Below are 26,503 nucleotides of genomic sequence, written 5' to 3' on the forward strand. Positions count from 1 at the left end.
GTACAGCGTGAGGCACGGCGGGAGGCACCGAGCGCGGCCGTCTGACATGCACGGATTGACCACGCTCGCACTCGAACCTACCTTCGTCAACACGGACGCCCGCACGGACCGTTGTCACCCCGTTTCTCTTGGTGAGGCCGGTGTAGCCATGCATGTTTCCTTCCTGGGCGGACCCCGCCCGCAGCGCGGTGTCGGTGTCGTCGCCCCCTTCGACTTCGCGCTGGACCGCGAGTTGTGGCGCTGGGTCCCCGACGACATCTCGCTGCATCTCACGCGGACGCCGTTCGTGCCCGTCGAGGTGAGCCTCGACCTGGCGCGGCTCGTCAGCGAGCACGAGACGCTCCACGACGCGGTCCGCACGCTGAACGCGGTCGCCCCCGAGGTCGTCGCGTACGCCTGCACCTCCGGGAGCTTCGTCGGCGGGGTCGCCGGGGAGCGCGCGATGTGCGAGGCGATGACCCGGGCCGGCGAGGTCCCGTCCCTGACCACCTCGGGCGCCCTGCTGGCCGCCCTCGCCGAACTGGGCGCCCGCCGCATCGCCCTGGTCACGCCGTACACGGTGTCCGTCACCCAGTCCCTGGAGGAGTACCTCGCCGAGGCCGGCGTCGAGGTCACCGGCCGCGCCTTCATGGGCCTGACCCGGCACATCTGGAAGGTGCCGTACCGCGACGTCGTCGACATGGCGCACCAGGCCGTCAAGGGCGAGGCCGACGCGCTCTTCATCAGCTGCACCAACCTCCCGACGTACGACGTGATCCCCCAGCTGGAGGCGGAACTGCGCATACCGGTGATATCGGCCAACCAGGTCACGATGTGGGCAGCCCTGCGCCGACTGGGTACGCGTGCCGTGGGCCCCTATCAGGCGCTGCTGGACGAGTCCGCCCGCCGCCAGGGGCCGGTACTGCCGGAAGAACACCAGGAAGGCTGGTCATGACCGCACTCGGATTCCTCTACCCGGGCCACTCCGCCGAGGACGACTACCCCCGCCTCGAACAGCTCCTCGGCAGCGACGTCCGCCTCGACGTGGTCCACACGGACATCGGCGAGGACGCGCACCGCGTCGACGCGCTCCTGGAGATGGGCTCCCCCGAGCGCCTCACGGCGGGCGTCGAACAACTCCGCATGTCCGGCGCCGAGGCCGTCGTCTGGGCCTGCACCAGCGGCAGTTTCGTCTACGGCTGGGAGGGCGCCCACGACCAGATCCGCGCCCTGGCCCGGGCCGCGGGCCTGCCGGCGTCGTCGACGTCCTTCGCCTTCGTCCACGCGGCGAAGGAGCTGGGGGTGCGCCGGGTGGCCGTAGGGGCCACATATCCGGAGGACGTGGCGAACCTGTTCGCGGACTTCCTGCGCGCCGGGGGAGTGGAACCGGTCACGGTGCGCGCCTCCGGCATCATCACCGCCGCGGAGGTCGGCACCTGGGGCTACGACGAGGTCCTCGCCCTGGCCCGGGCGGTGGACGGCCCGGACATCGAGGCGGTCCTCCTCCCGGACACGGCCCTGCACACGGCCGCCCACATCCCCGCCCTGGAGAAGGAACTCGGCAAGCCGGTCCTCACGGCCAACCAGGTCACGGTCTGGGAGGCGTTGCGGCTGGCGGACCGCAAGGTCAACGCGCCTGATCTGGGGGCGCTGTTCACGAAGGAACCGCTCGTGCAGGCGGGCTGAACAAGTCGGGCAGGGTCGGTCGCGGCGCCGGGGGTGAGGGGGCTCTCCAGAAAAGTGTGACAGTTTCGTCGGAAGTGTCACACTTTCCTGAGTAACCCCCCGTGCCCGCCCTCCGGGCGGTGCGCCTCCGGGAATAAAGCGGAGACAGCCTCCTGTTAGCCCCGGCAGGACACCGCACAGCTCACAACAGGAGGCACCCACCGTGGCGGCAGACGACGAGGTCCGGGGCGCGACCGGCGAGATCAGGGGTGACGAGATCCGGGGCACGGCACAGGGCACCGCCCCCGTCCCCCTCTCCGTACTGGACCTGGTGACCGTGGGCGCCGGCCGCACCGCCACGGAGGCGCTGCGCACGAGCGTGAAGATCGCCAAGCTCGCCGAGTCGCGCGGCTTCCACCGCTACTGGGTCGCCGAGCACCACTCGATGCCGGGCGTCGCCTCCTCCTCGCCCGCCGTGATCCTGGCGAACCTCGCCGCCCACACGGACCGCATCCGCCTCGGCTCGGGCGGCGTCATGCTCCCGAACCACGCGCCGCTCGTCATCGCGGAGCAGTTCGGCACCCTGGAGGCGCTCGCCCCGGGCCGCGTCGACCTCGGCCTCGGCCGCGCCCCCGGCACCGACGGCGCCACCGCCGCGGCCCTGCGCCGCACCGACCGTCTGAACGAGGGCGCCGACGACTTCCCGGAGCAACTGGCCGAACTGACCCGCTTCTTGGACGACGACTTCCCCTCCGGCCACCCTTTCGCCCGCATCCACGCGGTCCCCGGCCCGATCCAGTCGACCTCACCCGGCGGCGTCCAGTCCCCGCACCGCCCGCCGATCTGGCTCCTAGGCTCCTCAGGCTTCAGCGCCCGCCTCGCCGGCATGCTCGGCCTGCCCTTCGCGTTCGCCCACCACTTCTCGGCGCAGAACACGATCCCGGCCCTGGACCTCTACCGCGAGTCCTTCCGCCCGAGCGCGGTGCTCGACGCGCCGTACGCCCTGATCGGTGTCTCGGCCCTCGCCACCGACGACGAGAAGGAGGCCCGCCGCCAGGTGCTGGCCGCCGCCCTCAACATGGTCCGGCTGCGCACCGGCCGCCCCGGACTCGTGCCCACCCCCGAAGAGGCCGAGGCGTACGAATTCAGCCCCATGGAGCGGGAGTTCATCACCTCCTGGAACGCCAACGTCATCCACGGCACTGTCGACGAGGTCCGCGCCGGACTCGACGACCTCCAGAAGCGCACGGGCGCCGACGAGTTGATGCTCACGTCCCACGCCCACAACGGCGACCTGCGCCTGCGCTCGTACGAACTGATCGCCGACGCCTATGAGTTGACTGCCGGTCAGGAAGCCTGATTGCAGGCCTTCGTGCCCAGCAGTTCGGAGATACGATCCGGCGCCACCGGACGGGAGTACAGCCACCCCTGTCCGGTGTCGCAACCGATCCGGCGCAGCCGGGCCGCCTGTGCCGAGGTCTCCACGCACTCGGCGGTCACCGACAGGCCCAGCCGGTGGGCGAGTTGGATCATCGCCTCGACGATGACCTCGTCCGCCGGGTTCGGCGGGACGCCCTCGCCCTCGTACTGGAAGCCCCGCACGAAGGACCCGTCCAACTTCAGGACGGAGACCGGCAGCCGGCTCAGGTACGCCAGGTTCGAGTAGCCGGTGCCGAAGTCGTCGATGGCGATGTGCACACCCATGTCGCTCAGCGCCTGGAGCGTCTGCAACGGCCGCCCCGCCGACCCCATCACCGCGGACTCGGTCAGCTCCAACTGGAGCAGCCGTGGGTCCAGTCCGGTCTCGGCCAGCGTCTCCGCGACGTCCGCGACCAGGTCCGAGTCCCACACCTGGCGTACGGCCACGTTGACGCTCACGAAGATCGGCGGCTCGTCCGGGTGGTCCAGCTGCCAGCGCCGGGCCTGACGGCAGGCGGTGACCAGGACCCAGCGGCCGAGCTGCACGATCGAGCCGTCCTCCTCGGCCAGTCCGATGAACCGATTCGGCGTCAGCATGCCGAACTGCGGGTGATTCCAGCGCACCAACGCCTCGACCCCGCGCAGCCGTCCGTTCTCCATCCCCACCAACGGCTGGTACTCCAGGGTGAATTCACCCCGCTCGATGGCCGGACGGAGCGTGGAGGCCAGCGCCTGCCGGGTCATGCGGTGCGCGTTGCGCTCCGGATCGAACAGTGTCCAGCGGGACTTGCCGTCCGCCTTCGCCCAGTACAGCGTCGTGTCGGCGGCCTGCATCAGACCGGTGGCCGTCGTACCGGACGCGTGCCGCTCGACCACACCGATCGACGCCGACAACGACAGCCGCTGCCCGGACAGGTCGAACGGCGCCTGCAATGCCTTCAGCACCGAATCGGCGAGTTCGGCCAGTTGATCGGTCCCGGTCGAGTCCTCGACGAGCAGCGCGAACTCGTCCCCGCCGAGCCGAGCCACCAGCGGCGAACTCGCCCGCGCGTAACCGGCTTCGTCCGCACACCGCGTCAGCCGTTCCGCCACGGCGGCCAGCAGCCGGTCGCCGACCCGGTGGCCGAGCGTGTCGTTGACCGCCTTGAAGCCGTCCAGGTCCAGATAGCACAGGCCGATCCGCCCGGTACCCCCTTGCTCGTACGACTCCGCCTCCAGCGCGGCCGAGAGCCGCTCGAAGAACAGGGTGCGGTTGGGCAGCCGGGTCACCGGGTCGTGCATCTCCAAGTGCCGTAGCCGCGCCTGGAGTTCACGGCGGGCGCTGATGTCGGTGAGGGACAGCAGCACACCGTGCTCCTCGGCCGGCAGTGGCGCCACGGTCACCTGCGCCCACAGCACGCGCCCGTCGGGATGCTTGACCCGGCGGGTGCAGCTCAGCTTGGCCTGCCGGCCGCGGAGCACCTCGCGATAGGCGTGCCAGGTGCGCGCGTCCGACTTCAGGTCCATCAGCTCGGCCGCGACCCGCCCGGTCAGCGCGGCCCCCGTCTTGCCGAGCAGCGCGCCGAACGAGTCGTTCGCGCTGACGACCAGACCGTCGTGGTCCACGACGGCCATCGCGAGGGGAGCCGCGGAGAAGGCGGAACCGAGGCGTCCGCCTTCGAGGGACTCAAGGGACTCGGGGGACGGATGGGACTCGTGGGAATTCGGGAACCCGGTGGAATCGGGGACATCGGTACGAGGCGATGCCTCGCCCTTACTCTCTGTGACGGCTGGCCGGATGAGGTCTGCCGCGGGCGCCGGCCCTTCGGACGTTCCGCTCACCGCTCGCTCCCGCAGTGCACTCGATCTTCGGATGGGTCTCGTCGGGATGGCCGACCGGGTGGGGGGCCGCCGTGCCGTGTCCGTGCAGGAAAGTGTGCCGATCATAGAGGTTGGCCCCCGGCCCTTCCAGCCACTGTCCAGTGTCCCGGAACAACGACCGGTTCCGGCAGATCGTTTCCGCCCGCACCTGGACGGGTTCTTCAAATGGCCGACCACATGTGACGTTCCGTGAGTGTTTCCGGATGTCAGCCCGGGCGTGTCCCGGCCGCCCCCTCACTCATCTGGTGCAGATAAACAGGGCGTACCCCAACAAACCATCACAGGCTGGGTGTCGGTGTCCCGTGAACCCGCTCCCGGAGGTCCAACGTGCCGTGTCAGCTCCCCCTCAAGGGGCTCTCCCGTACGGCGCTCAAGGGGCTCGCCCAGTGGCGCACCCGACCCGGACTGCGCGGCACCGCCGCCGTGTTCACCACGATGTCCGCGCTCGCCGCGACCTCGATCATGTCCAGCCAGTCGGTCGCCGAGCCGTTCTCGACCACACCCTGTGCCCTCAAGCGCACCGACGCCCACCACTCCGAGGGCCTCGACACCTGGAACACCGCCTACCCGCGCCCCACCCGCGCGCTCGACGCGGTGATGATCTTCCTCTCCTTCCCCGACGCGACCCCGCGGACCACCCCCGCCGAACTCGCCGCCGACCACTTCCCGGCCACCACCCGCTTCTACGAACGCGCCTCCTACGGCAGGTTCACGCTCCGCCCGCACCCGCTGCGGAACTGGATCCGCATGCCGCACGCGTCGACGTCGTACGCCATACAGCGCGACTGGAACCCGGCGAACCGCGCCGCGTACCTCCGCGACGCGCTCGCCGCCGCCGACCCCCAGGTCGACTTCTCGCGCTACGACATCGTCTACTTCGTGGCCGATCCGGACGCGCCCGGTGTGGACTCGGACGCGACGAAGGTCGTCAACCTGGACACCCCGCTGCGGGCCGACGGCACGGACGTCCGGCGGGTCGTCACGGTCTTCGAGAAGCACCCGCCGGACCGGCTCGTCCTCGCCCACGAGACCGGCCACGTCTTCGACCTCCCCGACCTCTACCACCGGCCGGTGGACGGCAAGGGCGACTGGGACACCTATGTCGGCGACTGGGATCTGATGGGCAGTCAGTTCGGGCTCTCCCCGGACCTGTTCGCCTGGCACAAGTGGAAGCTGGGCTGGCTGGATCCGCGCCAGGTGGTGTGCGTACGGGGCGCCGCGCCGAAACGGCTGACCCTGGAACCGGTGGCCGCCGGGCCGGGTACGTCCCCGGCGGGCAGCGCCGCGGGATCACCGGCGTTCGGCCTCGGCCTGGGGGTCAAACTGGCGGTCGTACGCACCGGGACCGACAGCGCGCTGGCCTTCGAGGCGCGCAGCTCCGTCGGCAACGACCGCACGGCCTGCAAACAGGGCGTCCTCGTGTACCGGGTGCGCGGCGGCGCGCCTTCCGGGAACGGCCCGATCGAGGTCGTCGACGCCCACCCGCACACCGAGGCCTGCTGGGAGACCTCGGTCTACCCACCCCTCGCCGACGCCCCGGTCTCCCTCGGAGAGAGCTTCACCGTGCCCGGCGACAACGTGAAGGTGGAGGTGGAGGGGCGGACGGTTTCGGGGGCGTGGACGGTGACCATCACGCCGGGGGAGCAGGGCTGAAAACCCCGGATCACTGGCGATGGGGGTGCGGGTGGCGAAGCCCCCGCAACGCGCGGCGAAGCCGCGCAGAAACAACGATGGCGAGGCCGGTTCGCGTTTTCCGCGAACATGCCTCGCCATCGCTAGCGTGCGCCGCCAGGGACTCGAACCCCGGACCCGCTGATTAAGAGTCAGCTGCTCTAACCAACTGAGCTAGCGGCGCCTGCTGACGTCGTAGACCTTAGCATCCTGATCCGGGGGAGGAAAAATCGATATCCGCACGGCGGTCCGGGCCGCTCGCACGGCCGCCCAGAGCAGGATTTCGGCGCCGGGAAGCCAGGGCCGACGGGTGTCCGGGGCGACCAGCCAGCGCGAGTCGAACGGGGTCGGCTCGGCCCCGCCGACCAGCGCCGGGACGGTCACCGCGTCGCCCCTGCCGTGACACAGCAACGGCGGGACGGACCCCGTACGGCTGTGCTCCCCGGGGTGTGCGCCCCACTCCTCCCAGCCCATCAGCGACGGCAGTCGCTGAGCCGTACCCGGGCCGGCGAACAGGAGCATCCGACCCCGGTGCGTCGCGACCGGCCCGGACCCCGGCCCCTCGTCCCACAGGCGGTCGACCATGCGCCGCCCGAAGACCACCGGGGCGCTCACCACATCGAAGGCGGACCCGCAGGGCAGGACGACCGGGGCGTCCGGCCGTTCCCTCCAGAGGGCGAGAGTGCTGCGCGGATACGTTCCTGCCGAGGCGAGCCAGGCGGCACCGTCCGAGGTGACACCCGAGATGTCGAAGCGGTCGGCGAAGGGCTCATCCTGTGTGCGGCTCATGCCCCCTAGATCTACCGGCCGTGAGCGTCCGCTCTCTGAGGGTTGCCGGAAATCGGGACAGGAGGGGGCGGGAGGGAGTATCTTGCCCGACCGGCATATGCCAGAAGTTCTTTCTCGTCCTCCGAGCCCGCGCCCCCGACGTCACACCGGGTCGGCGCCCCCGCTGCCCCTGCCCTCCGTGCCCCGCAGCAGATCCCGCCCGAACTCGACCATCTTCTTGGCGTAGTCCTCGGTCCACTCGGCGCGCTCGGCGATGTCCGCCGGTGTCAGCCGGTCGAACCGGCGCGGATCGGCGAGCTGAGCCGCCGCGATCGCCTGGAACTCCACCGCGCGGTCGGTCGCGGCGCGGAACGCGTGGGTCAACTCCGTCGCGCGGGCCAGCAGCGCGCGGGGGTCGTCCATCGACTCCAGGTCGAAGAAGTGCTCCGGGTCCTCGGCCGCCTGGGCGGGCTCGAAGAGCAGGGGCGCGGGGCGTAGCCGCGATTCGTTGCGACGCGGCGTGTGCTCCGCCATGTCTTCTCCTCCTCGTACGTCGTGGATGACCCGCCTCACGAGCGGACCACCGTCCATTGTCCCCCGGGTGCGCAAGGGGCCCCGGGCATACTCCCGAGGCACGGATCCCGCACCGCATGATTGGATGCCCAGCCGCCCGGCCCGGTATTCATCACCCCGCGGGCGGGATCACGAGGGGCCGCAGGTCAAGGTCGCGCACTACCCGGCGTGCGCACGGGCGTGCCGGTCAGGGTCTCCACACCACCCGGTGTTCCGCGAGATGCGCCAGCACCGCGTGATTCGCCTCCCACCCGTCAGGGCTGTTTCCATTGGCCGCCTCCGGCGGCGTGCCGGACTCCGTCCGGCGGCTCGGGCGGCGCCGTGCTGACCGCCTGACGGGCAGGTGCCGTAGGACGGTCAGGGACGCCAGGCCACCCGGTGCTCGGACCAGTGGTCCCATGTGGACATCATTGCCTCCCACCCGTCAGGAAACTTCACCGTCACCCCCAGCTGCACCGGCTCCGTCGACGGATGGTCGTCCAGCAACTCGGTGACTCCCGCCCGGCAGACCACGATGCACGCGTGCCGGTGTCGGGAGGCCAGGACACACAGCCGGCCCGTCTCCAGGTGGAAGGCGGTGGCGTCGGGACGGCCGGAGAGGGGGTGGAGGACCACCGTGACGTCGAACTCCCGGCCCTGGAGCCGGTTCGCCGTGTCCACCGTCACGTCCGTGACGCCCAACTCACCCAGCGCCGCCCGGATCGCCGCCGCTTGGTCCCGGTGCGCGGTGCCGACCGCGATGCGGTCGGCGGTCAGGGGAGTGGGGTCGGGTGAGCGTTCGGACGTGGCCGCGCCACCCCGGTCCAGCAGGCGTCGTACGACCGTCGCCACCGCCCGCACCGCCTCCGGGTCCGTACGAGGGGTGTGGCGGGCCGGCAGTTCCAGCAGGCCCCAGCCCGACTCCGCGGCCTCGTCGATGACCCGGTCCGGGCCCGAACCGTCCGACGGGACACCGAAGTCGAGGAGCCGGTCACCGTGGCCCGTGCCGCTGCGGAAACGGGTGTACGGGTAGAACGCGTCCGAGACCAGAGGGGCCGCCGATGCCGGGAGCCGCCAGGACACCGGCAGGCGGTGCTGCGGTAGTTCGGGGTTGTGCGCGAGCAGGGTCGTCACCGCGGAGGACGAGGGGTCGTAGGAAAGACCCGCCCACTGCTCCGCGCCGACGATCGCGAACGGGTCCAACTGGCCCGGGTCGCCCACGAACAGCGCACGCTCGAAAAGCCCGGCCACGGCCAGCAGCGAGTCCGAGCGCATCTGGTAGGCCTCGTCGACGATCGCGTGCCGCCACGGCTCGTCGGCCTTGACGTGCGCCCACTTCGCCGCCGTGGAGATGACGACCGGGAGCCCGGCGAGTTCGCCCGCCTTCGCCGACTTCCGTACGTTCGGCAGGTCGTCCAGCGCCTTGTCGTACGGGTCGGCGTCACTGCTGTGGAGGCGGCCGACCGGCAGCTCGCCGTTCTTCTCGGCGAGCCGGAGGACGAGGTCGTCGACCTGCGCGTTGGTCTGCGCGATCACCATCAACGGGCGCCCGGCGTCGGCCAGTTCGAGGGCGGCGCGGACGACGAGGGTGGACTTGCCGGCGCCCGGTGGAGAGTCCACGACGACTCCGCGCGCGGTGCCGTGCAAGGTGTCGCGGAGGATCGCGTCGGTGGCGCGGCCGGCCTCGGCACCGGGGTCGAAGACGATGTCGGCGCTCACAGGACGTCCTCCTCGGTCACCGGGTCGGCGGCCTCCCGCACGGCGCTCTCCTCGCCCGGCGGACCCCCGTGCGTCCACGGTGTCTCCTCCTGGTCGGGCAACTTCGCGCCGCCCCGCTGCTCGTGCTCGAACAGCGTGAAGCAGATCCGGTCGCCCTTCTCCGGCAGCGAACCGGTCTCCGGCTCCTTGCCGCGCCCCATCTTGTCGACGACCCGGAGGACGACGAGGGCGCCCTCCTCCTCGTGGCCCACGAACTCCGCCGACTGCGGCTTTCCGCCGAGCGACCGGAACACCTTCACCCGCTCCCCGAGATGCGGCCGGTCGTCCGTGCGCACGGTCACCAGCGGGCGCGGGCGGGGGCTCTTGCCCTCGCTGTACGCCATGACGACATCGATGACCTCGCCCGCGAACGCCTCCCCGGCGAGCCGCCGTCCGGCCATCACCAGCGGGTCGTCCAGGGCCTCCTGGGCGTCCAGCCGGGCCTGCTCGCGCTCGCGCGTGGCGAGCTTGTTGGCCGCGGTGACCGCGTCGTCGCGGCGCGGCTGCGGGGGCTCACCGGCGACGATCCGGTCCCGGTGGCCGGTGAACGACCAGCGGTCCCGGGTCCACCGGTCGACGGCGTGCGCGCCCTCCGGCAGTGCCCGCAGCAGGTCGAGCCCGTGCCACACCGCGTCCCAGGTGGGGCGGGTGATGCTCTCGACGAGGGACCTGATCTCCCGCTCGGCGGCGGTGAGTTCACCGAGCCGGTCGTCGGCCTCCAGTCCGTCCTCGGCGGCGGCGAGGGCGGTGCGGGCGCGGTCGTAGCGCTCGATGGCGGGGGCGAGCAGCTTGTTGTCGAACGCCGGGTCGGTGGCCGGGCCGGCCGGCGGGCACGCCAACTGGCCCCGCGCGTCCCGCCGTAGCTCCGCGTCGAGCGCGGCCTCGGCCCCGGAGACACCGTCCGGCGGGTCGATCCAGGCGAGCAGCGCGGCCAAGTGCTGGTCCTCCAGGCTGGATTGGCCGGTGGCCCAGTGCCGGCCGAGGACCTCGGTGAGCGCGAGGAGCAGTGAGGAACCGGGCACGCGGGCCCGCTCCCCGTAGTGGGTCAGCCACCGGCCGAGCAACGGCACGCGCGGGGGCGCGGGATGTGGCGTCTCCGGGTCCTGCTCGGCCGTACGCCGGAAGCGCATCGAACGGCCCAACAGCCGTACCAACTCGATGCCCGCGCGGCTCGGCACGATCAACTGCGGGGCGTCCGCGCACAGTTCGACCTCGACCTTGACCCGCTTCCCGGTCTCCGGGTCGGTCTCGTTCCGCTCGGCGGCCTCCACGTCGTCCGCGAACGTGTCGATGTACGGCAGGACCACGTCCGCCAGTTCGGCGAGAAACGTGAACCTGAGGTCGCGGTCCCGCGGCTGCGGTACGACGAACAGGCGCGGCGCGTCCCGGTCCGTACCGACGAGCGCGCCGAGCGGGGCCCCGGCCTCACCGGCGGTGGTGAGCGGCACGAGAACGAGGGGGCGCGCGGAGAGGTGCCGGTGCAGGACGGTGGCGGCGGGCTGGGCACGGCCGGTCTGAACTGCCTCCAGCCGGGCGAGAGTTGACATCAGCGACACGGGGTCCCCTTGGGGTGGGTGACCGGGAGCGGGGTGCGGTGGTGCGGGGTGTGTGAGTGGTGCGGGGCGCTGGATGTCGGGCGGCGGTGTGGTGCCGGGGCGACGGGGGCGTCCAGGGTCGCGGTCACCTCGTGTCGCGTGATGGCGGTGACGCCGGCCCACGGGAGCGCGGCCGTCGCGGGTCGCGCCGGGTCGGCGACGGTGGCGTCCAGGTTCGCGGTCATCGGGTGTCGTGTCGCGGCGGCGCACGGGCCCGCGGCCATCATGCGTTGCGCCGCGGAGGCGAGAGCGCCGCGCGGGACTGTGGTCGTCGCGGGTCGTGCCGAGGCGACGGCGACGGCGCACAGACTTGCCGTCATCGCGTGTTGCGCCGGGTCGGCGACAGTGCCGGAAAGGATCACAGTCACCGCACCCCACCGCCCGTCGCACTCCCCAGCGCCTCCATCGGCAACTCGGCCGCGCTGCCCGGCGCCTGCCCGCGCAGCGCAGCCGCTTCCCTCAGCGCCGCCGCGTTCTCCAGGGCCTCGGCCCGTAGCTCGGCCGCTCTCCGCAGCGCCGCCACCGCCGGGTCGTCCGGGTCGCCGGACTCGCCGTGGGCCGCCGCCAGGACCTCCTCGACCGTGGTCAGGTCGCCGAGTTCGGCGCGGAGGGAGCGGCCGAGGGTGGTGACCGCGCCGGAGGTGCGGGAGTGGTCGCGGCAGTGGAAGGCCAACTCGCAGGCGGCCAGGCACTCGGGGGCGTAGGCCGCGGGGACCGACTCGATGGCGGCGGTCAGTTCGGCGGCGGGGCGGTCGGGGGCGAAGCAGGTGCCCTCCGGGAGGGTGTCGGCGATGTCCTCGATGCGGGTGAGGCGGGCCAACTGGCGGCCGGTGACCGCGCGTTGCTTGCGGACGTCGACGGCGGACGCGGTGGGCAGGTTCGAGAAGTCCTTCGGGCAGACCAGGAGGATGCGGTGCCGGACCCGGGGAGCGGGATCCAGCTTGGCGGCGACCGCTTCCAGGGCCAGCACGTACACCGCCGACTGGCGGGCCGCCGCGCCCACCTTCGCCGGGTCCGCCGAACCGTCCAACATCGGGAAGGACTTGATCTCCACGACCGTCCAACTGCCGTCCGGGTGCACGACGACCGCGTCCGGCTCCAGGAACGCGGGCGAACCCGCCACGTCGAGGGCGAGCATCGGGTGGTCGAGCAGGGTCCAGGCGGCGGCCTCGGTGGCCTCGCGCAGCGCGAGTGCCGTACGGGCCGCGCGCCCTTCGGGGCCGATCGCCTCCAGCTCGGGCACCCGCGCGCGGGTCGGCGGTTCGGCGCCCGGGTCAAGCTTCTCGTGCACCAGCCGCAGCAGCTCCGCGCCGCCGTCCGCCTTGACCCGGGCCTCGAACGCGTTGCCCCGCATGAAGGCGAACTGGGACTGCCCGAAGGACGACGGCGAGCCGAGCGCGTCGGCCAGCACCGCCTTGTTCACCCCCGCGCCGTCCAGGATCGCCCGCCGCTTGCAGCCCGGGTTCGCGGCCAGCGCCGCGAGGGCGCGCGCGTCCAGCGCCTTGGCCGGGACGTCCGGGCCCCGCAGCTCAGCGAGCCGGTGCCGGAGCGCCGTCCCCCGCGTCCGTGGGGGAGGCACCCGGCTCGGCTCCGGTACCGAGCTGTGACTCGCGCTGCCGTGGAATTCGCTCACCCGGCGAAGTCTGGCATCCGCCACTGACAATTGAGGTTTCTGAGCCACGAGAGGCGTCACGAGAGGCGTCAGGGGAAGCGTCCCGAGCGGTGTCACGCGAGCGGGCCGCGACGAGCGATCCGCGCCCCTCGAACCGTGCCCTGAGCCGGTCCGCCGCCTTCATCACCTGCGGCGCCAGCACGAACCCGAGCCCCATCACGACCACGCCCGCGACCGCGTCGAGGAGGTAGTGGTTCGCGGTGCCCATGACCACGATCGCCGTCAGCAGCGGATAGGCGACCCCGATGACCTTGGTCAGCCGGGTCCCGCCGTGGCGCCAGAGCATCACACCGCACCACAGCGCCCAGCCGCAGTGCAGGCTCGGCATCGCCGCGTACTGGTTCGTCATGCCGCCCAGGCCGCGCGGCGCGCTCGCGTCGCCGCCCCACCAGCCGTACGAGCTGTACTTGGCCATCGTGTCGACGAAGCCGTAGTCCGGGGAGAGCAGCCGGGGCGGGCAGGTCGGGAGCAGGGTGAAGCCGATCAGGCCGATGAACGTGGACGTCATCAGCCAGGTGCGGGCCGCGCGGTAGACGTGAGAGCGCGACCTGAACAGCCAGATCAGGATCGCGGGCGTGATCAGGTAGTGCAGCGACGCGTACCAGAAGTCCGCCGGGATGCCGATCCAGGACTCGCGCGTGAAGAGGCGGTTGAGCGGGTGCTCGGCGTTGATGTGCAGGACCTTCTCGATCCGCAGGATCGCCAGTCCGTGGTCCACGGCGCTCGCCGTGTCGCCCCGGGCCAGCAGTCGGCCCGCCGAGTACGAGGCGTACACCATGAGGATCAGCGGCAGCTCGGTCCACCAGCGCAGCCGGCTTCGCCGGTCCGCCTCGATGCCTGGTGTCTCGGTCTGCGGCATCCGATCGCCCTCCCCCTTCTGTTCTGTGCGCTGCCCCGTGGTCCGGCTTCCCGATGGCCCGGTCGGAACACTTTACGGCGTATGTGAGCGCCCTGTTTCGGGAGCCCCCGGACCTCAAAGACGCAGAGATCGCCCCCCGGGTTGCCCTTCTCAAGGGTGCGCGATGATGGAGTGACCCGCCTCTCGTTTTCTCCCGGAAGGGTCCCTCATGGCACCGCGCATCCTGCTGGCCCGGCACGGACAGACCGAATGGTCGCTGTCCGGGAAGCACACCGGCAGGACCGACGTCCCCCTCCTCGAAGAGGGCCGACGCGGCGCCAAGGTGCTCGGCGAACGACTGCACCGGCCCCCCTTCGACGGCCTCCCCGGGGTGGAGGTCCGCACCAGCCCGCTGGCACGCGCGCGTGAGACCTGCGAACTCGCCGGCTTCGCCGACCGCGCGACCCCCTGGGACACCCTCATGGAGTGGGACTACGGCGCCTACGAGGGCCTGACCCCGGAGGAGATCCGTTCCGCACGCCCCGACTGGCTGATCTGGCGCGACGGCGTCCCCGAAGGGGAGACCCTCGCCGAGATCACCGCCCGCGCGGACGAGGTCGTCACCTGGGCCCGCTCCGAGGACCGCGACGTCCTGGTCTTCGCCCACGGCCACATCCTCCGCTCGATCGGCGCCCGCTGGCTGGGCCTGCCGATCGACTTCGCGGCGCGGATACGGCTCAACCCGACCTCTCTGTCGGTACTTGGGTGGGCCTACGGGGAGCCGGCGATCGAGAGTTGGAACGACCTGGGCCATCTGACGGCCTAGGCGTTAAGCGCCCTGTTTTTAGGGGCGCGGGGAACTGCGCGCCCAGCCCCCACCGGCCCGCAGACGGATGACAACGCATCCTCCGTAGCAACTAGGCCGCAGTACGAGGCAACCCCGAGTGCCTGTCCAGAAACGCAGACACCCCCGAAGCCCGCCGGTGAGGCAACAGCACCCGCGCAGTCCCCGCCAACATCGTCTGAATCCGCGACGACTGCACCAGGTCCAAAAGATCAAGCACCCGCATCCCCGCAGTCGCCGCTTCGTCGGGACGCCCGCCGCGCGCAAGGTCATCCGCCAGCTCAGCCATGTACAGCGCGATGTTCCGAGTGAAATGCGGATCCTGAAGATGCGCCGCCCGCCGCGCGTGCCGGGCGGCCCGGGGCCAGTCGCCCAGGGTGGACCAGCACTGCGCCTCAAGCCCTTCCAACTCGGCCTCTCCGTAGAAGCTCATCCACTCCGGGTCGGCGTCCGAGTGCCCCCGCTCGAAGAGGGCCTGCGCCCGGGCCAGCGCCTGTTCGCAGCCGGTGCGGTCGGCGAGCCCCGCCCAGCCGCCCGCCTCGCGCAGCGCGAGCAGCGACATCAGGCGGGCGGAACCCAGCGGGCGTCCGACGCGCTGCGCGGCCTGCGCGGCGCGCACCGCTTCCCGTGGCCGGCCGGCGTCCCGCGCGAGGAACGCCGTATTGCAGAAGGCGTGTGCCTCAAGGCCGGGGTCGTCGGTCATCCGGGCTGTGGCGAGCGCCTCCGCGTAGTGCGAGCGGGCGTCGTCGAAGCGGCCGGAGTCGTGCGCCAACCAGCCCACCGAGATGGCGAGTTCACCCGCTCCGGAGTGCAGTCTCTCGGCGACCGACTGCCGGGTGGTGCCCGCGTCGAGCAGGGCGTAGGCGGCGCGCAGCGGGGCCGCCGCGCGCCGGTAGAGGCCGTCGGCGCCGTGTCGGTCGTCGAGCAGCCGGATTCTGCGGACGGCCTCTTCCAGGGCGCCCGCCTCGCTCGTACCGGGGCGGCGGACGGAACGTTCCGTTGCCCCGGCGTCCAGGGTGAGCCCCAGGGGGCCCAGCGTGCCGGCGGCCACCGTGACGGTGCCGCCCCTCATGAATGCGCGACGCAGCACGTCGCTCTCCTCGCGGTTCTCGTGGTTCTCGTGCGTGTCGTACGGGTCCTGCGTGTCATACGGCTCGTACACGTCCCGCGTCTCACCCGTCCTCGCCGCCTCATCCGTGGTGAGGGCCGGGCTCGTGAGGTGTGCGGGGGGCGTGTCCTCGGCGGTTCGCGCCCCGCGTCCGCGTACGGACGAGCGGGGCGCGAAGCCGAGGTCGGCGAGCGCGCGGCCGGGGAACATGTGCAGGAACACCCGTTCGTACGCGTAGTTGGGGCAACGGATCTCACCGGCCTCGACGCGGCCTACGTAGCGCGCGTCGCAGCTGACCCGCTCGCCGATCTCCCGCGCGGACCGGCGTACGGCCGCGGCGAACTCCGCCGGTGAGCGCTGTCCGCGCAGCCGCCGGAAGGCGAGATTGGGTCTCGGGGGTTGGGGGAACGGGGACGGGGTCACCATTGACGACGCCATGGCCGGGTCCTCTCGTGCGAACCGTCGAACCATGCCGGATTCAGGGTGACTTGTTGAGTGACGCCCTGTTTCCAGCGGGCAAGAACGTACCTGCTGTGCATGACCCGCCACGCAGGGTTTGGCTACAAACCGGATATCTCATCCGGGATCTGCCATGAACTGCCATCCTTTGCGGCTGACTTGTGCCGTAGCCGTTGACGCTTCAACGCGTTGAACTCGATGGACCCGGGAGCCACCCGACTCCCGACCCGCTCGTCCAAGGAGGGGTTCCGTGGTGGAGACCGGGATGGAGACCAGGCAGAGCGTCGATCCTCGAATGCCGAGCGCGGAGTGCAGTGCGCCACCGTTCGTGGACTCGGCCTGTGACCTGGTGACGGTGCCGACGCGGCAGGGTCTTGAGGCGGTCGACATCCTGCGGCGCGGCGCGTGCGACGGGGTCGGCCCCGTTCTGCACGACGACGGCGACGACACGCTCGGCTTCCTGGTACCGCCGGGCACGGCGGCGGCGTGGGACCTGCCGGGCAGCACGTGTACGGAGACCAATGGCAGGGGGCTGCGGCTCGCCCCTGACCCCGAGCCGCCCGTCGAGGGCTCGGACTGGCTGCTGCCCCCCGGTGACGCCGACCTCGCGACCGACCCGGAGGTTCTGCGGGCCGCGCTGGGTGAGGCGGCGAGGCTGATCGAGGCGGCGGACGGCTGTCGGTGAGCTTCGCGGGGAGGGCCGTGATGAAACCTGCGGGCCGGTGGGGGCTGGTCGCGCCCACGCGGCGGAGCCGCATATCGACACAGCCCCGCGCCCCTTTGGGGCGCGGATGCCACCCGGGACTCATAGGCCGGACGCGCCGGACTCACCCCGCCCGTCGATAATGGGCCCATGGGAAAGTCCAGGAGCACCCGGCGAGGTGGTGCCGGCACCGCCGAAGCCGTCGTCGAGGCCGTCGACGGTGGGCTTGCCGAGCTCATACCCGACCGGGAACGCGCGCGTGCCTGGACGTTGCTGATCGACGGGGCGCCGCAGTCGTACGTCGCTCTCGACGACCCGGCGTATCTGTCCTTCGAGTACCAGCGGCGGCTCGGACACGTCATCGACCTCGTCGCGCCGGCCGGGAAGCCCGTCCAGGTCGTGCACCTCGGCGGGGGTGCCCTCACGCTCGCCCGGTATGTCGCCGCGACCCGGCCCCGATCCACCCAGCAGGTCGTCGAGTTCGACGCGGCGCTCGTCCAACTGGTCCGGCGGGAGCTGCCGTTGGACCCGAACGCGCGGATCCGGGTGCGGTCGGCCGACGCGCGCGCGGGACTCGCGAAGGTGCCCGAGGGGTGGGCCGATCTCGTCGTGGCGGATGTGTTCAGCGGGGCTCGCACCCCCGCCCACCTCACCTCCACCGAATTTCTCGACGAGGTGCGCCGGGTGCTCAAGCCCGGTGGGTTCTACGCCGCCAACCTCGCCGACGGGCCCCCGCTCGCGCATCTCCGGGGCCAGATCGCCACCGTGGCCGCCCGGTTCGCGGAACGCGCGCTGATCGCCGACCCGACCGTGCTGCGCGGCAAGCGGTTCGGCAACGCGGTGCTCGTCGCCTCCGACCACCCGCTGCCGCTCGCCGAGTTGACCCGGCGGGCCGCCTCCGACCCGCACCCGGGCCGACTCCAACACGGCCGCGAACTCACCGACTTCACCGGCGGAGCCGTACCCGTGACGGACGCGTCGGCGGTCGCCTCACCGGCACCGCCCCCGTCCGTGTTCCGCTAGCCGGAACAGTTCAGCCGGAGCAACGCACCCGGAAAACTCAGTAGTTGCCCACGTCCACCCGCGGCGCCCCGTCGTGCCACGTGCAGATCACCGACACCTTGTCCGTGCCTTTGGTGAACTCCACCCGGAGCCACGAGTCCGTCTTCCACACCTGCATCGACCAGCCCGTACCCGGTGTCGCCGACACGAGCGCCACATAGGCCGGTGAGGTGTCGAGTTCGAGCACCACCCGCCCGCCGTCCGTGGCGTAGCTCTTCACCTGGCCGGTGGTGGAGGGAGAGGGGGACGGGCTCGCCGTCGTCGTCTTCGTGGGGGTCGGGACGGGGGTGCGGGTCGGCGTCGGGCTGTTCGTCGGGCTCGGCGAGGACTCGGCCCGAACCGGTGCCGAGGACGGTGGCTGAGCCGCCTGCGCGCTCGCGCCGGCCGCAGTGATGGGCAGGGCGCGCGGCGGGTCGTAGGCCGTGCCCGTCATGACCGTGTGGACGCCCCACCAGGACAGCGTGACGGCCGCGCCGGTGGCGAGCGACCAGGCCAGCACGTGTACGAATCCGTTGACGAGTCCTCTGGGCGACGTGGGCATCGCCGCCATACTGCCTCACGCGCCCCACAGGTGTCCCGTCGATGTCCCACCGGTTGTCCACAGGTGGGGAGTTGTCCACAGGCCCGGATGCGGGTCGCCCGCATGGGCTACGGTGCGGCGCATGGCAAGTGTGCTCGTGGTCGAGGACGACCAGTTCGTGCGCTCGGCCCTCATCCGGCATCTGACCGATGCCGCGCACACGGTGCGCAGTGTCGGTACGGCACTTGAGGCGCTGCGCGAGGTCGCCCATTTCCGTTTCGACGTGGTCATCCTGGACCTCGGACTGCCCGACCTGGACGGGTCCGAGGCGCTGAAGATGCTGCGCGGGATCACTGACGTACCCGTGATCATCGCCACCGCCCGGGACGACGAGAGCGAGATCGTCCGGCTGCTCAACGCGGGCGCGGACGACTACCTCACCAAGCCCTTCTCGGTCGACCATCTCTCCGCCCGCATGTCCGCCGTTCTACGGCGTTCCCGTGCCACCACCGGTGAGGCACCCCCGTCGACCGTCATCCGCGTGGGCGGCCTCACCGTCGACCCGTTGCGCCGCCAGGCCGAGCTGGACGGCGTCCGACTCGACCTCACCCGGCGCGAGTTCGACCTCCTCGCCTTCCTCGCGGGACGCCCCGGTGTCGTCGTACCGCGCAAAGAGCTCCTCGCCGAGGTGTGGCAGCAGTCGTACGGCGACGACCAGACCATCGACGTCCATCTGTCCTGGCTGCGAAGGAAGTTGGGGGAGACGGCGGCTCAGCCGCGCTATCTGCACACCCTGCGGGGCGTCGGCGTGAAGCTGGAGCCACCGGGAGCGGAGCCGCCGCGATGAGGTGGGCGCTGGTCAGGGTCTGTCTGGCGATCGCGGCGATGGTCGTCGTGGCCTTCGCGGTGCCGCTCGGCCTGGTCATCAAGGAGATGGCCCGCGACCGCGCCTTCTCGAACGCCGAGCGGGAGGCCGCCGCCGTCGCCCCCGCGCTGTCCATCACCACCGACCGGGACCAGCTGGAGAAGGTCGTCGCCTCCGCGGGCGCGGACTCCGGGATGGCCGTCCACATACCGGCGGGGGAGGGGAAGGCCGCCCTCGACATCGGGCTGCGGCGCGCCGCCGGCAAGGACATCGCGACCGTACGGAAGCTGGGCCGCGCCTCCACCACCGAGGTGCCCGGCGGTTCCGTCCTGCTCCAGCCGGTGGCGCTCAGCTCCGGTGAGATATCCGTCGTCGAGGTGTACGTCCCGGAGTCCGAGGTCAGCAACGGTGTCGGTACGGCCTGGGCGGTGCTCGCCGGGGTCGGCCTCGCGCTGATCGTCGGTTCCGTCGCGGTCGCCGACCGGCTGGGCGTACGGATGGTGCAGCCCGCGCAGCGCCTCGTCGAGGGCGCGCACGAACTGGGGGAGGGGAAGCTGGGGGCACGGGTGCCCGAGGAGGGGCCGACCGAACTGCGGCTCGCGGCGGTCGCGTTCAACTCCATGGCCGACCAGGTCGTACAACTGCTGGCGAACGAGCGGGAGTTGGCGGCCGATCTGTCGCACCGGCTGCGCACACCCCTCACCGTGCTGCGGCTGAACGCGGCCTCGCTCGGGGACGGGCCCGCCGCCGAGCAGACGCGGACCGCCGTCGCGCAGTTGGAGCGGGAGGTCGACACGATCATCCGGACCGCGCGCGAGGCCAAGCCGCAGACCGTGGCGGCCGGGCCCGGTGCCGGGTGCGACGCGGCCGAGGTGGTGCGCGAGCGGATGCGGTTCTGGTCCGCGCTCGCCGAGGACGAGGGCCGCAAGGTACGGGTCGCCGGGGTGGAGCGGCCGGTGCGGATACCCGTGGCCCGGGCCGACCTGGTCGCCGCCCTCGACGCGCTGCTCGGCAATGTGTTCCGGCACACGGCCGAGGGCACGGCCTTCGCGGTCGACGTGCACAACAGCGAGGACGCGGTGATCGTGCTCGTCTCCGACGCGGGCTCCGGCATCCGCGACCCAGAGGCGGCGATGGCCCGCGGGCGCGGCTCCGGCAGCGCCGGGTCGACCGGGCTCGGCCTGGACATCGTGCGCAGGCTCGCCGAGTCGACCGGCGGGGACGTCCGCATCGGCTCCTCGATGCTCGGCGGCACCGAGGTGCGGATCTGGATCCAGCTGGACGGGCGGGAGCCGGAGCGCAACGGGCATCGAGGAGCCGTACGACGGCGTCGGCGCGGGAAATTGGTCTCTACCTTTAACCGTTCCCGATCCCTCCCTTAAGCGCACCCTAAGATCGCCAACCCCCGCCCGGATCAGGAGCTTTGCCCGGTTCCGGATCGCTAGCGTGCTGCCGCACCCCACCCCCGTACGGCGAAAGCAGGCACGCGATGAGCACGCACCGGCGCAGGATCAGCAACAGGAACAAGGTGATCGGCGGAGCGGTCGCCGCCGCGGTGGTCGGTGGCGGCGCGATCATGCTGACCGGCATCGCCCAGGCGGCGAGCGTCGGCGCGGCCTACACGAGAACCAGCGAGTGGTCGACGGGGTACACCGCGCAGTACGTCGTCACCAACACGACCGGGGCCACGAAGAAGGACTGGACGCTGGAGTTCGACCTGCCGTCCGGCTCGAAGCTCAGCTCGCTGTGGAACGCCGAGTCGAGCGTGAACGGGCAGCGCGTCACCGTGAAGCCGCCGAAGTGGGACACGGACGGTCTCGCGGCCGGCGAGTCGGTCACGGTCGGTTTCGTGGTCAACGGCACGGGCCAGCCGACCGGTTGTCTCATCGACAACGCCCAGTGCTCGGCGGACGGCACCGCGACCCCCGAGCCGACCGGCCGCCCGACGACCTCGTCGCCGACGCCCAAGCCGACCGCCTCCCCGACCTCCAAGCCCACGGCCACAACCACCCCCAAGCCCACGGCGACCCCCACCGCCTCCCCGACCACGACCACCGGCACCGGCACGACGGCCGGCAGCGCGGGCTTCGCCCCCTACGTCGACACCTCCCTCTACCCCGCCTTCGACCTGCTGGCCAACGTCACCGCGACCGGCGTGAAGAACTACAACCTCGCCTTCATCACCGACGGCGGCGGCTGCACCCCGAAGTGGGGCGGGGTCTCGGACCTCGGCAGCGACGGGGTGGCCGCGCAGATAGGCGCGCTGCGCGCCAAGGGCGGCGACGTGCGGGTCTCCTTCGGCGGCGCGTCCGGCTCCGAGCTGGCGACGACGTGCGGTTCGGCGAGCGCGCTGGCGACGGCGTACGGCAAGGTCGTGGACGCGTACGGCCTCACCAAGGTCGACTTCGACATCGAGGGCGGCGCGCTGCCCAACACGGCGGCGAACACGATCCGCGCCCAGGCGATAGCCAAGCTCCAGCAGCAGCACCCGAACCTGGACGTCTCCTACACGCTCCCCGTGATGCCCGAGGGGCTGACCCAGGACGGGGTCAACCTGTTGTCCAATGCCAAGTCCAACGGCGTCAAGATCAATACGGTCAACATCATGGCCATGGACTACGGACCGGCGTACAGCGGAAATATGGGAACGTACTCACAGCAAGCGGCTACTGCTACACAAGCCCAAGTCAAGAGTGTTCTCGGGCTCTCGGACAGTGCTGCATGGAAAGCGGTTGCAGTGACCCCGATGATCGGTGTCAACGACGTTTCATCGGAGGTCTTCACGGTCGAGGACGCGAACGGGCTGGCGGCCTTCGCGAAGGCGAAGGGTCTGGGTGGCCTCTCGATGTGGTCCGCGACCCGTGACAAGCAGTGCCCCGGCGGTGCCAAGCCCGGTGCGGACGCGACGTGCAGCTCGGTCGTCCAGGCCCCGTCCGCCTTCACCAAGGCGTTCTCCGTCTTCCAGTAGGTGCCCCACGGGCCCCGGGAACCCCTCGTGGTCCCCGTGGCCCCGGCCTCCCCGGAGCGGACGTGTGGCCACTCGGTCACGCGTTCGCTCCTTTTGCTCGCGAGTGTCGATTACGTTTCGACAAATGAAGGCGGCGGGTGTTGACGCATGACCAGACATAGGACTGTTATTACGCCACCGTGTTTGGTCGCGTTGGTTTCTGGTCGGTTACGAAGACCTTGGGCCGTGGCGCATTCCGGCCGAACCTTGTCCGTCAGGAGCCGTTCATGCCCGACTTCTCCCTCCCCGCCGCCAGTCGCCGCTCCGTCCTGCGCGGCATAGGCGGCGCTGCCGTGCTCGGCGCCGGCATACCCCTGCTGAGCGCCTGTGGCGGCAGTGGCAGCTCGTCCGACCCGAAGACCGTCACCGTCGGCTCCAACGCGTCCGACGCGGTGCCGAAGAAGGCGTTCGCGAGCGTCTACGCGGACTTCAAGAAGACGTCCGGCATCACCGTCAAGGTCAACACGAAGGACCACAACACCTTCCAGGAGCAGATCAACTCCTACCTCCAGGGCACGCCGGACGACGTGTTCAACTGGTTCGCCGGGTACCGCATGCAGTTCTTCGCGGCCAAGAAGCTCGCCACGTCCATCGACGACGTCTGGGCGAAGATCGGTGACAACTTCCCCGACGCGATGAAGCAGCTCAGCAAGGGCGAGGACGGCAAGTACTACTTCGTGCCGATGACCACGTACCCGTGGGCGATCTTCTACCGCAAGAGCGTCTTCACGGCGAAGGGCTACACCGTCCCCACCACCTGGGACGAACTGGTCGCCCTCTGCAAGAAGATGAAGAGCGACGGCCTGGTCCCGATCGCCTTCGGCGACAAGGACGCCTGGCCGGCGATGGGCACCTTCGACCAGATCAACTTCCGCCTCAACGGCTACGACTTCCACAAGTCCCTGATGGCGGGCAAGGAGGCGTGGACCGACCCGAAGGTCAAGGCGGTCTTCGACCACTGGGCCGAGCTCCTCCCGTACCACCAGGACGGCTTCATGGGCCGCACCTGGCAGGACGCGGCACAGGGCGTGGTGTCGAAGAAGTCCGGCATGTACCTCCTGGGCTCCTTCGTGGCCCAGCAGTTCACCGTCAAGGCCGACCTCGACGACCTCGACTTCTTCGCCTTCCCGGAGATCAACTCCGCGTACGGCCAGGACACCGTCGAGGCACCCACCGACGGCTACATGGTCAGCAAGGCCCCGAAGAACCACGACGGTGTCGTCAAGCTCCTGGAGTACCTGGGCAGCCCGGCGGCCGAGCAGCTGTACCTCAAGACCGACCCGAGCGTGGTGGCCGCCTCCAGCAAGGCCGACACCTCCGCGTACTCGCCGCTTCAGAAGAAGGCGTTCGACATGATCGGCGCCGCCAAGAGCCTCACCCAGTTCATGGACCGCGACTCCCGGCCGGACTTCACCTCGACGGTGATGCAGCCCGGACTGCAGAAGTTCCTCCAGAACCCCAAGGGCGTCGACAGTCTGCTGACCTCGATCGAGCGCCAGAAGAAGACGATCTTCGCCTCCTCATGATCTCCGAGACGACTACGACGAGCCCGGAGGCGGACGCCGTTCCGCCTCCGGGCCCCGCGCCTGAGAAGAAGCGGGTCCCGCGGGGCGCCAAGCGCCTGCTGACCCGCCGTGACCGCATCACGCTCGCCTTCATGGCGGGCGTGCCGACGGTCCTGCACGTGGCCCTTGTCTGGGTCACCGCCCTCGCCTCCATCCTCCTGGCCTTCACCAGCTGGGACGGCATCGGCTTCGGCTCGATCAAGTGGGTCGGCCTGGCCAACTTCAAGGAGCTGTTCAACGACAACCCGCAGTTCTGGCCCGCACTTGAGCACAACGTCATCTGGTTCGTCGTGCTCATCCTGCTGCCGACGCCCTTCGGCCTGTTCCTGGCCGTGCAGCTGGACAAGAAGATCCGGTTCAGCCGCGTCTACCAGACCGCGTTCTTCCTGCCGGTCGTGATGTCGCTGGCGGTCACCGGCTTCGTCTGGCAGCTCATCTACAACCCCGACACCGGCCTGATCAACAGCCTCATCGGGGCCAACAAACCCGGCCACTACATCGACTGGATCGGCGATCCCAAGCTCAACCTGTGGGCCGTCCTGATCGCCGCGTCCTGGCGGCACGCGGGCTACATGATGATCCTGTACCTGGCCGGCCTGAAGGGCGTGGACCCGTCGCTGAAGGAAGCCTCGGCCCTCGACGGGGCGAACGAGTGGCAGACGTTCAAGAACGTCATCTTCCCGACGCTGCGGCCCACCAACACGGTCGTCCTGGTCGTCACGATCATCGAGTCGCTGCGCGCCTTCGACCTGGTCTACGTCTTCAACAAGGGCGCCCAGGGCACCGAGTTGCTGTCGATCCTGATCACCAACAACATCATCGGCGAGTCCAGCCGGATCGGTTACGGGTCGGCGATCGCCGTCGTCCTGCTGGTCATCTCCCTCGTGGTCATCATTCCGTACCTGATCGCGACCTTCCGGAAGGAGCGGCGCGCATGACCACCCCCACCGCCGCGCTCGGCGTGAAGCAGCGCACCCCGCTGCGCCCGGCCCGGGTCCTGCTGCACACGTTCCTCGTCGTCACCTCGCTGGCCTGGCTCGCCCCGCTGCTGTGGGCGGTCTACGCGGCCCTGCGCCCGTACTCCGAGACCAGCAACAAGGGGTACGTCTCCTGGCCGGACACGCTGAACCTCGACAACTTCAAGAACGCGTTCGAGCAGTCCGACATGACGCACTACTTCGTCAACACCCTGATCATCGCGGTCCCGGCCGTGCTGCTCACGCTGCTGCTGGCGTCGATGGTCGCGTTCTACGTCAGCCGCTTCGACTTCCGGCTCAACATCTTCCTGCTGCTGGTCTTCACGGCCGGCAACCTGCTGCCCCAGCAGGTCATCATCACCCCGCTGTACCGCCTGTACCTGCTGATCGACCTGCCCGGCATCACGATGAGCGGCAAGCTCTACGACTCCGCGCTCGGCCTGGTCCTCATCCACGTGGCGTTCCAATCGGGCTTCTGCGCCTTCGTGTTGAGCAACTACATGCGGATGCTGCCGCACGAGCTGACCGAGGCGGCGCTGGTCGACGGCGCGTCGGTGTGGCGGATGTACTGGCAGATCGTGCTGCCGCTGTGCAAGCCGGCGATGGCGGCCCTGGCCACCCTGCTCTCCATCTGGATCTACAACGACTTCTTCTGGGCGATCGTGCTGATCTCGACCGGCGAGAACATGCCGATCACCTCCGCCCTGAACAACCTCTCCGGCCAGTACTTCACCGACCCCAACCTGGTCGCCGCCGGCGCCCTGCTCACCGCGATCCCCACGCTGATCGTGTACTTCGCACTCCAGCGCCAGTTCGTCAGCGGCCTCACACTGGGCGCCAACAAGGGCTGACGCGCTCCTCAGTTGAAGGAGAACGGCCCGGGCGACTCAGAACGGCCCGGGCCCGCCGAAGCCCCCGAACCCGCCGGGTCCGCCCGGGCCGCCGCCGAACATCCCGCCGTGCGGCCCGTGATGGTGGAACCCGTCGAACAGCGCGTCCGCGAGCAGCATGCCCCCGACCCCGGCGGCACCCGCGACGAGCGCGGTCTTCCACCAGGGCGTGCTGTACCAACCCCCGGCCATGGAACGGCCGTTGACGACCCCGCCGGGGTAGTAGTACGGCGTGCCCGCCCCGGGCCGCGCGGACGCGGTGTACGTCTGCCCGCCCACCGTGACCTGCCCACCGGCCCCCTGCGCGGGCAACTCGGGCCCCGGGTCGAGTCCCAGCGCGCCACGGGCGGTCCGGATGTGATGCAGCCCCTCGACGGCGGTCTGCGTCACCAGCCCGTACTGCATCGGCGAGTAGGCGACGGCGAGTTGACCCTCCGCGGCACGGAGCCGCTCGGTGGCATCGGCGAGCGCCTGCCGGGCGGCGGTGTTGTCGCCTGCGTCCAGCGTCGACAGACTCCCGCCCAGCCGCTCCACCCACCGGGTGGCCTCGGCCCCGGCGTCGGCGTCGTAGGCCTGCGCGGCGGAGCCGGAGGTGTGGCCGCTGCCGCCGAACCGCGAACTCCCGCCGCCCGCCTGCCTCTTGCCGAAGGCGACGGCACCGCCGACGATCAGGGCCAGCAGCACCAACACGATGAAAAACATGACGTCCTCCCGTCCGCGCCGGGA

At 70.9% G+C, this 26,503-nt stretch carries 24 protein-coding genes and 1 tRNA gene; 13 read left to right on the forward strand and 12 right to left on the reverse strand.

The annotated features are described in order from the left end of the window. Nucleotides 1-148: 148 nt before the first annotated feature. From OG194_RS29330 to OG194_RS29340, 3 genes are all read left to right on the forward strand, one after another. On the forward strand, nucleotides 149-934 hold the full coding sequence (locus tag OG194_RS29330; RefSeq protein WP_327403771.1) for a maleate cis-trans isomerase family protein: 786 nt from the start codon (nucleotides 149-151) through the stop codon (nucleotides 932-934). After that, entirely contained in the window at nucleotides 931-1,665 is a 735-nt protein-coding gene (locus OG194_RS29335) for a maleate cis-trans isomerase family protein (RefSeq protein WP_327403772.1), read from the forward strand. Before OG194_RS29330 ends, OG194_RS29335 begins: the two co-directional genes overlap by 4 nt. Nucleotides 1,666-1,867: 202 nt before the next feature. After that, nucleotides 1,868-3,004 carry an LLM class flavin-dependent oxidoreductase gene (locus OG194_RS29340; protein WP_327403773.1) on the forward strand — a complete coding sequence of 379 codons (1,137 nt, stop codon included), beginning with the start codon at nucleotides 1,868-1,870 and terminating at the stop codon, nucleotides 3,002-3,004. Here OG194_RS29340 and OG194_RS29345 read toward each other — a convergent pair. Further along, nucleotides 2,992-4,884, reverse strand: a complete 1,893-nt coding sequence (locus tag OG194_RS29345; protein WP_327403774.1) for a putative bifunctional diguanylate cyclase/phosphodiesterase — start codon at nucleotides 4,882-4,884, stop codon at nucleotides 2,992-2,994. The genes OG194_RS29340 and OG194_RS29345 overlap by 13 nt on opposite strands. A gap of 366 nt (nucleotides 4,885-5,250) precedes the next feature. Between OG194_RS29345 and OG194_RS29350 the strand changes: the two genes are divergently transcribed. Next, nucleotides 5,251-6,576 carry a M6 family metalloprotease domain-containing protein gene (locus tag OG194_RS29350; protein ID WP_327403775.1) on the forward strand — a complete coding sequence of 442 codons (1,326 nt, stop codon included), beginning with the start codon at nucleotides 5,251-5,253 and terminating at the stop codon, nucleotides 6,574-6,576. Nucleotides 6,577-6,704: 128 nt separating this feature from the next. Here the strand turns inward: OG194_RS29350 and OG194_RS29355 are convergent. From OG194_RS29355 to OG194_RS29390, 8 genes are all read right to left on the reverse strand, one after another. Beyond that, nucleotides 6,705-6,778 (reverse strand) — tRNA-Lys (locus OG194_RS29355). Continuing rightward, nucleotides 6,769-7,383 (reverse strand): bifunctional DNA primase/polymerase, encoded by a 615-nt coding sequence (locus OG194_RS29360; protein WP_327403776.1) that lies wholly within the window; start codon nucleotides 7,381-7,383, stop codon nucleotides 6,769-6,771. Before OG194_RS29360 ends, OG194_RS29355 begins: the two co-directional genes overlap by 10 nt. A 141-nt stretch (nucleotides 7,384-7,524) precedes the next feature. Continuing rightward, nucleotides 7,525-7,896: a hypothetical protein gene (locus tag OG194_RS29365; RefSeq protein WP_327403777.1), complete on the reverse strand. Its 372-nt coding sequence runs from the start codon at nucleotides 7,894-7,896 to the stop codon at nucleotides 7,525-7,527. A gap of 396 nt (nucleotides 7,897-8,292) precedes the next feature. Next, entirely contained in the window at nucleotides 8,293-9,633 is a 1,341-nt protein-coding gene (locus OG194_RS29370) for an AAA domain-containing protein (protein WP_327403778.1), read from the reverse strand. Next, a complete protein-coding gene (locus OG194_RS29375) occupies nucleotides 9,630-11,228 on the reverse strand; it encodes a hypothetical protein (protein WP_327403779.1) in 1,599 nt (532 codons plus the stop codon). The genes OG194_RS29370 and OG194_RS29375 overlap by 4 nt, the downstream gene beginning before the upstream one ends. Then, nucleotides 11,219-11,635 carry a hypothetical protein gene (locus tag OG194_RS29380; RefSeq protein ID WP_327403780.1) on the reverse strand — a complete coding sequence of 139 codons (417 nt, stop codon included), beginning with the start codon at nucleotides 11,633-11,635 and terminating at the stop codon, nucleotides 11,219-11,221. The genes OG194_RS29375 and OG194_RS29380 overlap by 10 nt, the downstream gene beginning before the upstream one ends. Further along, nucleotides 11,632-12,846, reverse strand: coding sequence for a hypothetical protein (locus tag OG194_RS29385; protein WP_327407248.1), 1,215 nt, complete (start codon nucleotides 12,844-12,846; stop codon nucleotides 11,632-11,634). Before OG194_RS29385 ends, OG194_RS29380 begins: the two co-directional genes overlap by 4 nt. Then, nucleotides 12,797-13,798: a phosphatase PAP2 family protein gene (locus tag OG194_RS29390; RefSeq protein WP_327403781.1), complete on the reverse strand. Its 1,002-nt coding sequence runs from the start codon at nucleotides 13,796-13,798 to the stop codon at nucleotides 12,797-12,799. Before OG194_RS29390 ends, OG194_RS29385 begins: the two co-directional genes overlap by 50 nt. Nucleotides 13,799-14,006: 208 nt before the next feature. Between OG194_RS29390 and OG194_RS29395 the strand changes: the two genes are divergently transcribed. Then, complete coding sequence (locus OG194_RS29395; protein WP_327403782.1) at nucleotides 14,007-14,603, forward strand: histidine phosphatase family protein; 597 nt, start codon at nucleotides 14,007-14,009, stop codon at nucleotides 14,601-14,603. 91 nt (nucleotides 14,604-14,694) lie between these two features. Here the strand turns inward: OG194_RS29395 and OG194_RS29400 are convergent, their stop codons facing one another. After that, nucleotides 14,695-16,167 carry a hypothetical protein gene (locus tag OG194_RS29400; protein WP_327403783.1) on the reverse strand — a complete coding sequence of 491 codons (1,473 nt, stop codon included), beginning with the start codon at nucleotides 16,165-16,167 and terminating at the stop codon, nucleotides 14,695-14,697. Between the two features lie 271 nt (nucleotides 16,168-16,438). Here OG194_RS29400 and OG194_RS29405 point away from each other — a divergent pair, with 271 nt between their 5' ends. Both OG194_RS29405 and OG194_RS29410 read left to right on the forward strand, forming a co-directional pair. Next, the gene (locus tag OG194_RS29405) at nucleotides 16,439-16,873 is read left to right on the forward strand and encodes a hypothetical protein (RefSeq protein ID WP_327403784.1); all 435 of its coding nucleotides are present in this window, start codon (nucleotides 16,439-16,441) and stop codon (nucleotides 16,871-16,873) included. 168 nt (nucleotides 16,874-17,041) lie between these two features. Further along, nucleotides 17,042-17,914 carry a spermidine synthase gene (locus tag OG194_RS29410; protein WP_327403785.1) on the forward strand — a complete coding sequence of 291 codons (873 nt, stop codon included), beginning with the start codon at nucleotides 17,042-17,044 and terminating at the stop codon, nucleotides 17,912-17,914. Nucleotides 17,915-17,951: 37 nt separating this feature from the next. Here the strand turns inward: OG194_RS29410 and OG194_RS29415 are convergent, their stop codons facing one another. Further along, entirely contained in the window at nucleotides 17,952-18,494 is a 543-nt protein-coding gene (locus tag OG194_RS29415) for a hypothetical protein (RefSeq protein ID WP_442811646.1), read from the reverse strand. A 121-nt stretch (nucleotides 18,495-18,615) separates the two neighbouring features. On the opposite strand from OG194_RS29415, the gene OG194_RS29420 reads away from it, so the two are divergent. The 6 genes from OG194_RS29420 (at nucleotide 18,616) to OG194_RS29445 (ending at nucleotide 25,738) form a co-directional block, all read left to right on the forward strand. After that, a complete protein-coding gene (locus OG194_RS29420) occupies nucleotides 18,616-19,320 on the forward strand; it encodes a response regulator transcription factor (protein ID WP_327403787.1) in 705 nt (234 codons plus the stop codon). After that, nucleotides 19,317-20,720 carry a sensor histidine kinase gene (locus tag OG194_RS29425; protein WP_327403788.1) on the forward strand — a complete coding sequence of 468 codons (1,404 nt, stop codon included), beginning with the start codon at nucleotides 19,317-19,319 and terminating at the stop codon, nucleotides 20,718-20,720. Before OG194_RS29420 ends, OG194_RS29425 begins: the two co-directional genes overlap by 4 nt. A 107-nt stretch (nucleotides 20,721-20,827) precedes the next feature. Next, nucleotides 20,828-22,306: a glycoside hydrolase family 18 protein gene (locus OG194_RS29430; protein ID WP_327403789.1), complete on the forward strand. Its 1,479-nt coding sequence runs from the start codon at nucleotides 20,828-20,830 to the stop codon at nucleotides 22,304-22,306. 266 nt (nucleotides 22,307-22,572) lie between these two features. Then, entirely contained in the window at nucleotides 22,573-23,871 is a 1,299-nt protein-coding gene (locus OG194_RS29435) for an ABC transporter substrate-binding protein (protein WP_327403790.1), read from the forward strand. Next, nucleotides 23,868-24,848: a carbohydrate ABC transporter permease gene (locus OG194_RS29440; protein ID WP_327403791.1), complete on the forward strand. Its 981-nt coding sequence runs from the start codon at nucleotides 23,868-23,870 to the stop codon at nucleotides 24,846-24,848. The genes OG194_RS29435 and OG194_RS29440 overlap by 4 nt, the downstream gene beginning before the upstream one ends. Next, nucleotides 24,845-25,738 carry a carbohydrate ABC transporter permease gene (locus tag OG194_RS29445; protein ID WP_327403792.1) on the forward strand — a complete coding sequence of 298 codons (894 nt, stop codon included), beginning with the start codon at nucleotides 24,845-24,847 and terminating at the stop codon, nucleotides 25,736-25,738. Before OG194_RS29440 ends, OG194_RS29445 begins: the two co-directional genes overlap by 4 nt. Before the next feature lie 36 nt (nucleotides 25,739-25,774). On the opposite strand, the gene OG194_RS29450 is transcribed toward OG194_RS29445, so the two are convergent. After that, entirely contained in the window at nucleotides 25,775-26,479 is a 705-nt protein-coding gene (locus tag OG194_RS29450) for a hypothetical protein (RefSeq protein ID WP_327403793.1), read from the reverse strand. Nucleotides 26,480-26,503 lie beyond the last annotated feature (24 nt).

The sequence above is a fragment of the Streptomyces sp. NBC_01288 genome, assembly GCF_035982055.1.
GTDB lineage: Bacteria > Actinomycetota > Actinomycetes > Streptomycetales > Streptomycetaceae > Streptomyces.